The organism is Carboxylicivirga sp. M1479, assembly GCF_007097485.1.
In the GTDB taxonomy this organism is placed as follows: domain Bacteria; phylum Bacteroidota; class Bacteroidia; order Bacteroidales; family Marinilabiliaceae; genus Carboxylicivirga.
Genome location: NZ_VKDE01000018.1, coordinates 1 through 15,577 on the forward strand (window position 1 = coordinate 1; position 15,577 = coordinate 15,577).

Sequence of the window (15,577 nt, forward strand, 5' to 3'; positions counted from 1 at the left end):
TTAGATTTTATCTATCTGTTTATTAAAGTTAATGCAGCAGATGGAGCTTTTTGCCTAAGTTAAAAATCACGTTTGACTCCTAATTGGTTTTCTCATATTTAGGTATTCCACAAACTAACGATGTGTTTATATTTTGCTTTTTATTACCACTTGGAACTCGCCAAATTAATCATACTTCTGTGTGAGAAATAATTATCATGGCTCGTTTCATCATCTGTTATTTAATATTAATTGAGTCCTGCACATACAAATTGCTTGTCTTATTCCCATCTTAATTCGTCGAAAACCTTAAGCAATTGTTGTGTAAACTCATCGTTTTTAAAGCGCATATTCTTGCTATCCCATATACGGCGGGTTTGTATGCCACAACTGGCAATTCCATGATCTTTTAATGTATCCAACAAGCACTTGACAAATTCCAAATTCTGTTCCTGTGTCCATTCTCCATATTTCCAGTAGTTGGGTTCCCATCGATCGACCCAAAACTCGATACCGGTTTTATTACTCCAGTTAATTGCATGCATAAGGGCATCTTTGGGTGCTTCGTCATTATTCAGCAGTTGATGTTTCAAGTCGTTAAGGCTGTATTCATTCCATACACCATAGTCTTCCCAATGACCAATACCATAGCCCATCATACCCGATACCATATAATACTCTTCATCAGGGTTTGAGCTGTTTCCGTCATAAGGTAAATCCAGATCTTCGAAGGCAAAATTACCGGCCCTGAACCACATTCTATAGGATATGATGCGTTTGGGGTTGCTCTCCCGAAAGATTTTAGTGAGATCGTCATAAAAACGGTTTGTACTGTCGTTCAGGCTAATTAAATGCGAAGAATCCTGCGTATCTTTAAATTGATCATACAAATAATCCCACCCCTGAAAATGTATGGTCGGGCACATTGCCAATAAATAGTCTTTATCTTTTAAGGCAGTGCATAGCTGCCTCCAACTTTTAAAGTATTTATTTTTAGCTGCTTGCCCCATATAGTAACGTTCTTCCTTTAGCAGGCAGTCATATTGCAAACAAACCGCCATGTCGCGACTGGTAAGTTCATCGATGATTGTTGATACAAAATCCACTGCTTTTGAATCCAAAAGATGGGTATGCGGATCGATCATTTCCCTGGCCTGCAGGTGTAGGCGACCACCGGTAATACCTCTGGATTTTAAGGAATCAAGTAATTGCGGCTCAAAAGAAACATCAGCAAAGCCTGTATGCTTTGGAGGAATATTAAATATCATCCAATTGCCATTACCCATCTTCTGCAACCATTCTTTAGGGGTGATTGGTTGTTTTTCAATGTCTTGCTGACACCCAAAGCTTACTAACAGGATAAAAACAAGCATTGAGGCACTATGTTTTAAGTTATCAACATTCATGCTGTCGATTTAATTTATTATGTATAAATATTTGAGGATACCCTAAAACAAGTTCCGGCATCCTCATTATTTAATTCCTATTAATAACCCTGATTTTGATCACTCACGTTGATGGAGTCATTCGCGGCTATCTCTAAACTGGGAATCGGATAATACATATTGCGCTCAAATACACCATGTTTAACGATTTTACGTCCATAGGTATTGTCGTCTTCCTTAAAGGTTCTGAATTTGTCCCAACCTTTTCTAACAAGGTCAAAGAATAGGTGCTGTTCGGCAGTCAACTCAAAACGTCGTTCATTCCACACCTTCTCCCTAAAACCGGCTTTATCAAGCGTACGTTCCCAGTTGGCCGGTTCCAAACGAGTTGTTCCATTGGCATTTCTTGCCCTGTTTAATACCTCGTCAATAGCATTATAAGCATCATCCGTAGGACCATTTACTTCATTTTCAGCTTCGGCAAACATTAATAACACATCCGCATATCGAATCACAATAAAATTATTATCTCCAGCCGCATTATCGGGTGCCTCAGGGTCTTTCCATTTGGCAATATAAGGCCATGCGCCAGAGTTCTTGTTATAGCCATCTGTAGGATAAACAGGCGTTAGTTTATTTTTATTGACATCCAAATACTCAGCCGTAAAGGTGACATCAATCCGGTAATCACCCGGGTAAAGGTTGGCAAAATCGTCGTAGTTCTTTTGGGTACATGTGCAGCGTCCCCAACCGCCATTTTTTGCTGACCAGCCACTTCCACTTGGATTAAAAAGTTTCGAATAAGCCGAACCTGTTTCCAATCCACGCATAAATTGGACTTCAAAAATTGCTTCCCCTGTGTTTTTAGTTAACCATAGATCAGCAAAATCAGGCGCTAAGCTATAACCACCATTGGTCATTACCCATTGTGCCATATCACGGGCCTGAACCCAATAAGGTGAGTTTTCATCATTGCCGGCCAATGTGATATAAACTTTAGCCAACACTGCTGCTGCTGCACCCTTTGTGACCCTGCCTATATTTATAGGCTCATCTGGCAAAAACTCTAAGGCATATTGTAAATCAGGCATTATCACTTTGTCATACAAGGCTTCTCCCGAGCTTACATCTACATAAGCATTATCAAGAGAGGTTGTTGGCTCTAGCTTTAAAGGCCCTTTGGTAAACATACGTACCACCATAAAATAGGACCATGCACGTAAGAAGCGGGCTTCAGCCATGATGGCATTCTTCTTTTCCTCAGATGCCGCATCTCCCATCTTCATAGTATTGCTAAGCAGATCATTGGTGCTGTCAATCGTCTTATACAAGTATTGCCAGACTTCAGCAATATCTTTATGTAAACTGGTATAATTACCGCCAATAAAATCGTGCGTCGATTTTCGTTTATTGAATGCTCCCGAATTGTACAACAACATTTCGATGGTTTTTTGACGATACACATCAGCTACCGTTGAATAAACACCCGTTATTGCTAAGTCCAGATCCGCTTCTTTGGTAAAGAAGTTATTGCTCGTTTTCATGTCAAATACTTCTTCGGTTAAAAAGTCGGTACAACCGGCACTCACCAACAGTATTACTGACATGATATATACTAATATCTTTTTCATTTGTTTAATTTTTTGTCATTGCCACATTTAACGTTTGGGTGTTGGAACCCCTCGTTTCAATTCAATAATTACAATTAAAGCGTTAGTCGTAAGCTAAAAATAACTGATTGAGCCATTGGGTATGAATTACGATCAATTCCAATTGCATCATTTGCATCGCCATGAATGTTTGTTTCAGGATTATACCAGCTGTAATCAGTTAAGGTAAATAAGTTCGTTCCTGTTACAGAAACATTTAACTGTTTTAACCATTGTATTTTTTGCACCGGCACATTGTAAGCCAGTGAAACATTTTGTAAACGCAAATAGCTACCATCCTCAATAAGTCTGTCAGAAGCTTTTAATTCATTCAAGGATTGTTCCGGTTGCAAACGCGGGTAGTAGTTAGATGTTCCTTCGCCTGTCCAGGCTTTTTTATATGCATCAACAATCACATTTGTACCTGGAGCTGCAACTTTAGTCATTCGCTGAAGGTTATGGTTGAACACATCTACCCCTTGTACCCCCTGGAAGAAGGCATTTAAAGTAAAACCTTTGTATGTAAAAGTACTATTGATACCGTATGTAAAATCAGGATTAGGGTTACCAATGATTGTCTTATCTTTTTCATTCACAACACCATCTCCATTCAAATCAACATATTTAATATCTCCTGCTGAAACGCGATCATCTTCAAACTGGTAAAAGTTTCCTGTTCCCTCAGCAACAGCATGGGCATTAAGTGCATCAACTTCTTCCTGAGTCTGGAATAAACCATCCGTTTTATAACCCCAAAATAAACCAATGGCTTCACCTTCAATAAAGGTATTTACCGGTTCGTTTAAGCCTCCTAATGTCTTGCCCCAGTATTGCGAATAACCATAATCGGACTCCGGCAGACCTAAATTAGAGATCTTGTTACGATAAAGGGAAAAGTTACCTCCAAGATCCCATTTAAATGCACCGTCCATTACTCTGGCATTTAACTCCACATCAACACCCCTGTTCTGTATTTCGCCCATATTGGTCCAGGCTGTCGTGAAACCTGAAGTCAACGGTATATTACGTTTTATTAATAAATCCTTTGATAATTTTTCATAAACATCAACAGATGCCATAAAGCGATTTTCAAATAGGCCAATATCAATACCGGCATTGAGCTGCTCTGAAATTTCCCAGGTGATATCTTTCTCAAAATCACTAAGTAAATATCCACTATGTGATACACCACCATAAGGATAGATGGCACCGCCATACTGCGATAAGGTAGAATATGGTGGCAGACCCTGGTTACCAACTTGCCCCCAACCCAATCTTAATTTTAAATTGGAAATGGTAGAATTATCCTTTAAAAAGTTCTCTTGTGATATTCGCCATGCAACGGAGGCTGAAGGAAAAAATCCGAACTTTTTACTTTCTGAAAATTTTGATGAACCATCGTAACGACCTGTAACAGTAAGTAAATACCGATCTTTGTAATTATAATTCATCCTTGCCAATACAGAAAATAGGGTCGATTGTACCTTGTCAAAGTCAGCTGGCGTGAAAATACTGGCATTTTCCAATCCCCAATAGGTAAGATCATCATCCGAAAATCCATCACCCCTTACTTTAAAATACTCCTTTTGGGCTTTGCTTGTTTCTGTACCGGCCACTCCTGAAAATACATGGTCTTTATTGATATTAAATTTAAAGTGCATCAAATTATTCCAAGTATATGTTAGCTGCTCGCTGGTTGAATAACCTGCCCTGCCTTGGCCTTCCACCATTGGTAGTGTTGATGGCCAATATTGTGCCTTTTTATTGAAGGCATAATTAAGTCCGAACTTACTTTGGAATGTCAACCATTTGAATATTTCATAATCAATCGACATGTTTCCCCTTAAGGTGTTTGTAGTTGGGTGTGATACATATTCATTCACAAACGATAAAGGGTTGGGTGACTCAATAAGTTCCGGATCAATATAGTCATCACCATCATAATCATTAGCATTTGGCACCGGTGACTTTGACAACATCCAGCTGGTAGCTGTCCATGAAGTGTTCTGAGAGTCTCCACTCGTTGATGTTCCTTGTCCACTGGCATGTGTATAAGCAATCTGACTTCTGGTTTTTAAACGCTCATTTAACTTCAAATCATATTTTCCGCTAAATGAGTAGCGATCAAGAGATGAGTTTAACATGATTCCCTCACTCTGAGCTACACCAAGTGACACATAGTAGTTACTTAACTCATTGGCTCCGCTAATCCCAATATTATGCTCATGTGAAAAAGCCGTACGTAAAAGTTCATCCTGCCAGTTATAGCCCACTACATCCTCAGGCAATGGCAAACCATCTTCTTCACCATTGTAAGGCGGATTGGCTTCATCCCCCTGAACTTCAGCACGGGCCAGCTCCCAGTCGTTTAAGTACTGTGCATACTCCTGTGGAGACAATACGTCAATATGTTTTGCTGCTTGTGATAAAGAAATGGATGAACTGTAGGTAATTTCACTTTTACCTTTTTTTCCGCTTTTAGTGGTAATTAATATTACCCCATTACTGGCTCTTGAACCGTAGATGGCTGTTGCCGATGCATCTTTTAATATTTCAATATTAGCAATATCGTTAGGATTTAAACTAATTAAAGGACTAATGCCAACTGAAGAAGTTTCTCCCATTGAACTTGGTGTATTCACGTCAATGTCAAAAGGAATACCATCAATCACATACAATGGCTGATTGGATACACTCAATGAACTGACTCCGCGAATGCGAACATTTACATTGGCACCTGGTTCTGACGAAGCGGTGGATACATGTACGCCACTGGTACGTCCTTGTAGTAATTTATCAACGGAGGCTCCTGCCGCATTATTCTCAAACAGTTTAACCGAGGATACACTTCCGGTCAAGTCACTCTTTCGCATTTCGCCATAACCAACAACAACGACTTCTTCCAGGTCTAACATTTCAGACTTCAGCACCACGTTAATGGTTGATTGTACGCCGACTGTTTTTTCAACGGTCTCAAAACCTATAAAGGAAAAAACAAGGGTAGTTCCTTCTTCAACCTCAATAGTATAGGCACCACTCATATCTGTAATCACACCTTGAGTGGTGCCTTTCACTGTAATATTAACTCCTGGAATTGTTTCCCCGCTAGTATCAGTTACAATTCCATTAATTTGCTTTTGCGCAAATGCTTGGAAGCATCCCAATAGCACCGTTAATAAAATGATAGTTTTTTTCATAGAACGAATTTCATTTATAATTAAAATATGGTCCAAAATTAAAGTCAATCATCCCACTGGTAGTTTTAAATGCGTTCGTAATGGTTTTTAAACGGTTCATAATACGACATAATTGAACGGGTAACCTGAGTCCTACGATAAGAGTCGCCATCACAAACAATTGCATTTCTGAACATTAAGAGACCTCAGCATAACTAATTCATCATTTCCATCTTTAAAGCTGAAAATTACACACGGCGACCGTTTGATTTTATTATTTATCTTTGACGCATATACCAGACAGTCATGAAAAAGTTATTGCTGTACATAATTGTACTGTTCTTTTTATTTTCAAAAGTAACAGGTAATACTAAAAACCTGTCATTACAGGATGGCATTTCAGGCAGCCGCATTTATTCTATTATTGAAGATAAGAACGGCATCATCTATTTAAGCACAAATAATGGGATTGACAGATACAATGGCAGTGATTTTGAGCATTACAAGTTCTACGATGATCGTTATAGCCAAACAGTATTCGGTAGATGCATGCATTACAATAAAAACAAGCATGTTTTGTGGATTGGTACTCAAGCTGGATTATATGAATTTGACTTTGAATCCGATAAAATAATAAGAGTTAAGTGCGAATCACAGGAATTACAAAAATTGAATATTCGCACCATCCGGACAGATAATAATGGTCGTCTATGGCTTGGTGCACGAAGAGGTTTATTTATAAAGAATAATGATACGATCATCAAGGTATCTGAAATCAGCAGAGAAATAAATTCAATTGACTTTATTAATAACAAAACCGCTGTAGTAGGAACTTCAAGAGGCTGCTATAAAGTTAACACTGAAACATTAATGGTTAGTTTCCTGAACTTATTGACCGATACAACTAATGATTTCCGCAACGAACATTTCACGCTTGTTCGGAAAGACAAGCAAAACAGACTTTGGTTGTGCTCGGTAGAGAACGGACTTGCCGTTTATGATATCACCAAAGGTTCGATGATAGAGCTGCCCAAAGCAACTCAACAATTAATCCCGAAAGGAACTACCATAAAACAAATCATCAACCATTCTAACAATAACGTTTTAATTGCAACCGACGGAACGGGAGTTTATGAACTCAATGACCAATTGATGTTGCAACAACATTTGAGGCATGACGAAGATGATCCGAGTACCATTGGTAGCAACGCGATCTATAATATGCTAATTGACTCTAACTATCGCCTTTGGTTAACAAGCTATGGAGGAGGCATTTCAATTATTGATCCTAACCGAATAACCATTGGTCATCTATCGCATCAATACAACGAAAAAAAATCACTTGGGAATAACTATGTGAGAGAAATTATTGAGGATGAACAACAACGACTTTGGTTTGGAACGCGCAAGGGGATAAGCATTTATAATAAATCAACAAAAAAATGGAATCATATTTACAATAAGTCCCTTAAAAACAAGAATCTTGGCAGTAACACCATTCTGTCTATGTGCCAGATAGCACCAAATGAAGTTTGGGTCAGTAGTTATGGTGGAGGCATCAACGTGATTAATACCAAAACGTTAGAAGTTTCTGCTTTATACAACAGAAAAGCGTTGTTAAGAACAATTGGTTCACCACATATTTTTTCAATTCATAGGGACTCACATGATGACATATGGTTAGCTGTCGCAAATGAGCCGCTCTGCAAATATGACAGAAAACGTAAAACAATAAAAAAATACCCGGTTAAAGACGTTAAAAGTATTTATGAAATGAATGAAGGGCTCCTGATATTGGGCTCAAATAACACTTTTGGCACTTTTAACATCGGCAGCGGGCAATATAAGTCATACACCATTGACAAGGAAGATGATGTGCGAAACGTATACACAATCATTAATTGTTTTCATAAAATTAACGAACAGGAAGTCTTTATAGGTACATCAGATGGCTTAAAAATTTTCAACGTGGAGACCAAGGCAATTGAGCATTTTGGTTCTCATATGGGGTTTATTTCCAATGACATCCGCTCAATTTTAAAAGATAAAGATGGTGTTTTCTGGATTGGAACAACAAATGGGATATCGCAATTGAATATCATTAATGATGAGATAACCAATTTTATAGCCCCTGATGAAGTTAAACTAACAGAGGCATTGCCTGGGGCCTCTCTGTATAGCAAAAACGATACTATGTATTTTGGAGGCATTAACGGAGCAACCTACTTTTCCAAAGATGAGTTTAGAAAAAGCATTATTCCTCCAAATCTACATTTCAGCAATTTTAGAATATTGAATAAACTTATAAGGCCGGCAGTAAGTGGTAGTGTTTTGACAAAACACATTAACATGACCGATACGGTTACACTGAAAGCCAATCAAAACTCGTTCGCTGTTTCTTTCTATGGCTTAAACTACACCAACCCTCATAAAAATCGCTATACGTGGAAACTAGATGGTTTTCAAGAAGAATGGGGCGAATCTACACAAATAACTACGGCAAACTACACCAATATTCCACCGGGTGAATATGTTTTAAAGATAAAGTCGACGAATATTCCCAATACATGGAATGGCACTGAAAGAAACCTGCACATCATTATTGAACCGCCAATATGGCTAACTCCATGGGCATATCTTCTCTATTCGATCATGGTGATACTTCTGATGTATGGCATTCTTCGTTTAAATAAGGTTCGATATATGCAGAAACACTCAAAGGAAAAAATCGACTTTTTTGTTCAGTTTGCACACGACTTACGAACTTCTCTAACTCTAATCACTTCTCCTCTTTCAATCATTTCTGAAAACAATAATCTTGAGAAACGGGATAGAGAAATGCTTGAATTATCAAGAAGTAACTTACAAAAGCTGACTGCACGTTTTAACCAATTGTTGGATTTCCAGAAAGCTGACATTAACAAGCTTCAACCCCATATTGAAAAACATAACCTAATAGATCACCTTAACGAAACAATTGAAAATTTTCGCCCTGCCATTAACAATAAAGAGTTAACACTAAAACTGGAAAATTTTGATAATGAGATTCTGGTGTACTATGATCGTAACAAGTTAGACAAAGCCTTATTGAACCTATTATCAAATGCTATTAAATACACACCTGAAAAAGGCAGTTTAACAGTGCGGTGCTTTCTCGACAAGAAACACTGGCACATCACAATAACCGACACGGGTATTGGTATCCCCAAAGTCCAACAAAGGTACATTTTCAATGAGTATTACAGAGGCAGCAATGCCATCAATTCTACTGAGAATGGAAGCGGAGTAGGATTATTATTGGTAAAAAAAATAGTGGAGCTTCACAAGGGAAAAATTACATTTAAGAGCGTAGAGAACATTGGTACAAGTTTTACCATCCAAATACCCTATGCATTAGAAAAACAGGCCACAGAAACATCTCAAATTGAAAGTTCTAACACATCTATTCTCCCTGTTACTACATTACATGAAGAAAACGCTCCAAGTCAAGCTGGGAAATCAGGGAAGCAAATTAAAATACTGATCGTTGAAGATAATAAAGAATTAAGAAGCTATTTAATTGAAGCCTTTAATAACGAATACATTACCTATGATGCATCAAATGGGAAAGAGGCTTTAGAGATTATTAAAAAACAGCATCCTGCACTTATTATTTCTGATGTCATGATGCCTGTTATGGACGGAACCACCCTGACTCAAAAAATAAAAAGCGATCTTGAAACATGCCACATCCCGGTAATTTTACTAACTGCCTTAACGGATACAACATTTAAAAAAGCCGGTTACAAAATTGGTGCAGACGACTATATTGAAAAGCCATTTGACATTTCCCTGTTAAAAGTTAGGGTTGAAAACCTGATAACCGGACGTGACCGACTTAAAAATAAGTTTACCAGCTTTGTTGAATTTAAGGAGAGTGAAGTAACGTATGAAAATAAATTGGACAATGATTTCATTAAAAAAGCTATTCAATTTGTGAATGACAATATGATTAATGAAAAATTATCAGTTGTGGAGCTGAGTAAGGAATTATGCGTCAGTCGCCCTGTATTATATCGTAAAATTAAAGCACTGACTGATCAGTCTCCCCAGGAATTTATAAATCTACTCAAACTTAAAAAAGCCGCGGATATACTTAAAAGTCAACAATTATCAATCAGTGAAACTGCTTTTCTCACCGGCTTTGCCAATCCCAAACATTTCAGTACCAATTTTAAAAAACAATTTGGCATGAGTCCAAGCCAGTTTATTAAACGTGATAAATAGGGCTAAATGCAAGTAAACCTAAACATTTGTCATTGGTCAACTCTGAGGTGAGTGGACTTGATTTACTTATCTTTGCTATTAGAGGCGAAATTAATACCGATGTAAAGCTGTTCAGAAATTCTCAAAATACCTGAATTTATTTACACTACATTTACAACGTATTTTTCATAACATCCTGACATCTTGCATTTAGAAAATTCTGTATCGGCAAGTGAGTTTGAAGGGTAGAAATCCAAGTGTTTAGTGTGTGTTATTGTGTTTTGCTGACTAAATGGGAACAGTTGATAAAGACCGTAAAAACAAATAAAACTATGAGATTCATAAACGCAATTATACCCGCTCGGCGAAGTCTGTAACTTCATTGTTTATAACAGGTAGTTTGCAACTACTATCACAATAACGAGAATTGCTTTTCAGTATATCTTCCTGAAATTGTTCAAAACTTTTTTATGCTTATAACTTTTTTTTAAACCGAATAAAACAGACCAACTGGTCAAGACTTCTTTGATGCAATAGTAATAACTAAACCTCCTATCTTAATCATAAGATTTCTATACTCTTCATTTAGAACAAAAACAAATAACTGTTTATAGCCGTTTGCATAAAATTAACTTTGCAGAAATATCTATTTTAGACAACTTAATACCTCAATCACAAAATATTAATACACATGAGTGGATTCTTTGGCAGCATCTCTAAAAGTGACTGCGTAACAGATGTTTTTTATGGGACCGATTATCATTCTCATTTAGGAACCAAACGAGCCGGGGTGGCATTTTTCAACCGTGAAAAAGGCTTTCAACGCGCTATTCATAGCCTTGAAGATGGTTATTTCAGAAATAAATTTGAAAAGGACATTGAAGACTTTGATGGTACAAGCGGCATTGGTGTTATCTCCGATACAGAGGCACAACCTATTATTGTTACTTCGCACCTTGGTCGGTTTGCTGTGGCTACAGTTTCTAAAATTGTCAATATTGACGAGTTGGAAGAGCGTTTTATTAAACAACACCGTACCTTCTCTGAAACGAGCCAAAGTAGCATTAATGCAACCGAGTTAGTGGCCATGCTAATTGCCGAAGGCAAGACCTTTAAAGAGGGAATCGAGAATGTATACAACAGCATCAAAGGGTCATGCTCAATGCTCGTTATGACCGAGGATAGTCTACTGGTTGCCAGAGATAAACTCGGCCGTACTCCTATCATTTTAGGTAAAAAAGATGGAGCTTATGCCGCTTCATTTGAAACCTGTGCCTTCTCCAATCTCGATTATGAGATTGATAAATACCTGGGACCAGGTGAAATTGTGAAGATCACTGCCGATGGCTACCAACAGCTACGCCAACCTAATGAAAAGATGCAGGTTTGCTCATTTTTATGGGTTTACTATGGTTATCCACCATCGTTTTACGAAGGTATTAATGTTGACGAGAGCCGTTACCGTTGTGGAGCTGCACTGGCAAATAGAAACGGTACTGATGCTGATTTTTGTGCCGGCATACCAGACTCCGGTGTAGGTCATGCTATGGGATATAGCCATGCCACCGGTATTCCATTAAAGCGTCCTTACTCGAAATACACACCAACATGGCCTCGTAGTTTTATGCCACAAAGTCAGAAGACCCGAGATTTAGTAGCAAAGATGAAGCTATTGCCTAACAAAGCATTGATTGAAGGTGGGCGTGGTATTTTCCTTGATGATTCGATTGTACGCGGAACACAGCTAAAAGACAATGTACAGGACTTGCATAAAGCAGGTATTAAGGAAGTGCATGTGCGCATCGCCTGTCCTCCATTAACTTATCCTTGTGAATTCTTAAACTTTAGCCGCTCACGCTCCAACATGGATCTAGCTACCATTAAAGCAGCCAGCAAATTGGAAGGCAAAGAAGATGTGGATATGAAGGAATACTCTGATTGCGATTCTGACAAATACAAAGCCATGGTGGAAGAAATTCGAGAAACGTTGGATTTAACATCACTTAAGTTCCAAAGACTCGATGACTTGATAGAAGCTATTGGCTTATCTAAAGAGAAGTTGTGCACCCATTGCTGGGATGGCTCAAGCTATTTTTAAAGCTAAAATAATGTGAGTTCAATGAAAGGAACAGACTAACTCTTCGTATAACTCCAATAAATCACACCCGAAAGGTCGTCACGTATTAGGATAGGTCGCAGGTCTATTTTAAAATATAAAGTTCTTTAATGAGCTGAAAGGTCGACACATGATAAATATGCTTGATATTATTTTTATGTGTCGGGCCTACAGCCCTCATTATGATGTTTGGATTTTCCAACAGGCCTTTGGGCTGTGCTACTGCGCATTGCCCTTTGAGGCCTTTTGGTGCGGAATCTGAAAATTTCTGGTTTGAAAAGGAGATAAATACAAGATTTTGTTTGATAATAATTGTAATTCTTACATCGAACTCACATTACTTACCCAATTATCCCGTCGTTGGCCTCTAGGGAATGCCTTACCCACCCTCTTGAATCCGATTTTTACCCGATTGGCCGCTTTCATAAGCTGATTGACTGCATTATCCAATCTGTTGATTTCATTTTCTCGCCCAATTGGCGGGTTTTTCTGCCATTTGAGAAACTTATTTGGCTTTTTGAGATACATATTTAATCGATTGACGCTGTTTATTGCTACAAAAGATAAGGTAAAGACCCTATGGACTGCTCTGGTAGGCCCCGGGGCTAATGAAATCAAGGCTCCTGCTCCAGTAATTATGCAAGCTTGTCGGCAATGTTATACCGATTAGTTAATGACCTTAGTGTTACATTTGCTTTGCATTTAACGCTGTCATTAATATATCGGCATTATACCAAGCGCTAATTCCATAATCAAAATGGTATAACAGTAGGTCCATCATATATTCGGTGTAAGTATTCAGTAGTTCATAAGTAGGGAATTGGCTTACTATAAGTAATGTGTGTATAGTGCAATGATGTAGATACTACTGTCATTAAGCTTATAAAATTTGAAATAACTACAAATTAATTTCGTATCATCTTCGATATAAATTCGAAATTACTCGAAGGTGATATAAATTAATTATAGAGATGTTTCGTATTAAAAATGTTTTATGCCTGCTTTATGGTAGCATTATATATGTATAGGAAGTGGAGTATCTATAACTGGTGTTTGGGAGGACAAGCTAATGTTAGTTTCTAAATAGGAGATATAATTCGGAATATCACTGAAATAAAGCATGCAAGTAACAGACGCAAGCATCTTCCAAATTTTATATTGATGCAGAATTGAAAGGAATAACAATTATAAGCTTTGGCTTAAAATAATTGAACTACTTTTGCTGCTATATAAATGCCTTATGAAACGAGTCATACGAGTTGCTTCACACACAGGAGTAAGATTAATTTTGGCGAGTTCCATATGGCAATTGAAAGCAAATTATAAACACATGAAAAGTATAAATAGAAGAACAGAAAAACCATCGGCAGAGGCGAAAGCACTTTCTCTTTATTTGATGGCTTTTAAATCGACCGATTCGGCGTGTAAAGAGCAGTCAAAACGCATGAAACGTTTGTGGGACATCGTGCTTGAAAACGATGCTCGCATGAAAGACTATGTGAAAGAGGTGCAGAAGTTGCTAGCGGTGCATGGTGGTTATGAAAAAGTTGTGGAAAAAACAGTTAAGCATTTTGTTGAAAAAACAGGCGAATGGAAATTGAAGGGCGACGACAAGTTTTGTGTCGATGCTCAGCGTGTTGCAGATGACTTAAAGAAGAAGTAAATAGCACAGGTACTGATGAATTATCAGTACCTTTTTTTTGCTTCATAGGCTAGTAGATGAGGCGATTTCTTCCAAACAATAGCTAGTTGTATTGGCATACGCCAAGCCTCATTCTAACTTGTATTAGGCAACTGCAAGCATGCATCCTAAGCCTACATGCCCGCCTTTAGAAAAATTACAAACAAAGTTATTGACACAATTAAATTCAATACAAAAGCGATATAGGCTATTCTGAGGTAGATGTATTTTTTATTCAGTACTTTCCCCAGAAAAAACAAATCGCGAGTAAGGCTTTTGTATAGGTAGCTTTTGTCCTTCAGCACTTCTTCCATACCCCATTCAAAGTCATCTTGACTCATACGATGGAAATTGCCAAAAAAAGCAAGATTACCCTTTTTGTTTTTAACATCTTCCCGTGTCATTATTCCATGGGTAGTGCGTGGTATGGTTGACACCATGGCCAAAATAATAGTAATAACGCACAAGAATAGTAGAACGGATGCTGGGATAAATAGGCCTTGATAGGCAGCAAAATTTGGGAATAGGGTAGAGAGCACAATTGATATAATAATAGCATTAACGCTAATAATAGTATTGGCTTTATTATCGGCAATTTGACTTAGGCTGATGTGGTTGGGCAGAGTTACCCTAAATAAGGTTTCTATGCCTTTATCTGGTTTTTCAGTTGTGCTTTTGCTTTTCTGATTTTTCTCTTTGTCTTTCTTGTCTTTTTTCAAGCTGTCAATAGCATCCTCCAGTTTTACGATGTCGCGCTTAGCTAGTTCTTCCAGTCTTTTAATATTCTTTAGCTTTCCCTTAGTAAAGTTCTTGAGGGCATATTCGGTGTAATATTGATGTTGATTTAAGAACTCGATACACTCTTGAACCCATTGCTGAGGACTTAGCTCGCGCATTGCTTTTTGCTCATAATACAAATTAGTAAAAGCTTGCTTGAGGTATTTATTACTCTGTAAATGCGAAAGATCGGCATCAATAATTATCTGCTCAAGCAAATCACTAGGCTGATGATTGTGTTGAGTGGCTAATATTAAACGTTTAACGGTTTCTAATTTTGCTTTTTCATAACCCTCAGACTTTAGTAATTCTTCGGCATAACAGGCGCTTTCTGTTTCGTGTTCTTTTCTGTTGCAATGAAAACATGAATCGTGGAAGATGGCTGCCAGCTGTATTTGTTCCAGTTCGTCATCACCTACTTCGGGCGTTGCATTGGCAATTTCGCTTGCATTGATCAGCACATTATTAATATGTTCCCAGTTATGGTAAAACAAATCACTTTGCTTATTCTTATCAATTTTGTCCTTTACAATGTTTAAACAGGTGTTTACTATATCCATCATCATGAT

The 15,577-nt window shown here is 37.8% G+C and carries 7 protein-coding genes; 3 read left to right on the forward strand and 4 right to left on the reverse strand.

The genetic code is table 11. The features are described from left to right. Nucleotides 1–260: 260 nt before the first annotated feature. From FNN09_RS11980 to FNN09_RS11990, 3 genes are all read right to left on the reverse strand, one after another. Nucleotides 261–1,385 (reverse strand): hypothetical protein, encoded by a 1,125-nt coding sequence (locus tag FNN09_RS11980; protein ID WP_143302601.1) that lies wholly within the window; start codon nucleotides 1,383–1,385, stop codon nucleotides 261–263. A gap of 80 nt (nucleotides 1,386–1,465) precedes the next feature. Beyond that, nucleotides 1,466–2,995, reverse strand: a complete 1,530-nt coding sequence (locus FNN09_RS11985; protein ID WP_143302602.1) for a RagB/SusD family nutrient uptake outer membrane protein — start codon at nucleotides 2,993–2,995, stop codon at nucleotides 1,466–1,468. A 74-nt stretch (nucleotides 2,996–3,069) separates the two neighbouring features. Then, complete coding sequence (locus FNN09_RS11990) at nucleotides 3,070–6,210, reverse strand: TonB-dependent receptor (RefSeq protein WP_143302603.1); 3,141 nt, start codon at nucleotides 6,208–6,210, stop codon at nucleotides 3,070–3,072. 285 nt (nucleotides 6,211–6,495) lie between these two features. Between FNN09_RS11990 and FNN09_RS11995 the strand changes: the two genes are divergently transcribed. From FNN09_RS11995 to FNN09_RS12005, 3 genes are all read left to right on the forward strand, one after another. Continuing rightward, complete coding sequence (locus FNN09_RS11995; protein ID WP_143302604.1) at nucleotides 6,496–10,455, forward strand: hybrid sensor histidine kinase/response regulator transcription factor; 3,960 nt, start codon at nucleotides 6,496–6,498, stop codon at nucleotides 10,453–10,455. A 670-nt stretch (nucleotides 10,456–11,125) separates the two neighbouring features. Continuing rightward, on the forward strand, nucleotides 11,126–12,532 hold the full coding sequence (locus FNN09_RS12000) for an amidophosphoribosyltransferase (RefSeq protein ID WP_143302605.1): 1,407 nt from the start codon (nucleotides 11,126–11,128) through the stop codon (nucleotides 12,530–12,532). 1,348 nt (nucleotides 12,533–13,880) lie between these two features. After that, the gene (locus FNN09_RS12005) at nucleotides 13,881–14,213 is read left to right on the forward strand and encodes a hypothetical protein (RefSeq protein WP_143302606.1); all 333 of its coding nucleotides are present in this window, start codon (nucleotides 13,881–13,883) and stop codon (nucleotides 14,211–14,213) included. A 152-nt stretch (nucleotides 14,214–14,365) separates the two neighbouring features. On the opposite strand, the gene FNN09_RS12010 is transcribed toward FNN09_RS12005, so the two are convergent. After that, nucleotides 14,366–15,571, reverse strand: coding sequence for a Pycsar system effector family protein (locus tag FNN09_RS12010; RefSeq protein WP_221932488.1), 1,206 nt, complete (start codon nucleotides 15,569–15,571; stop codon nucleotides 14,366–14,368). Between the last annotated feature and the right edge of the window lie 6 nt (nucleotides 15,572–15,577).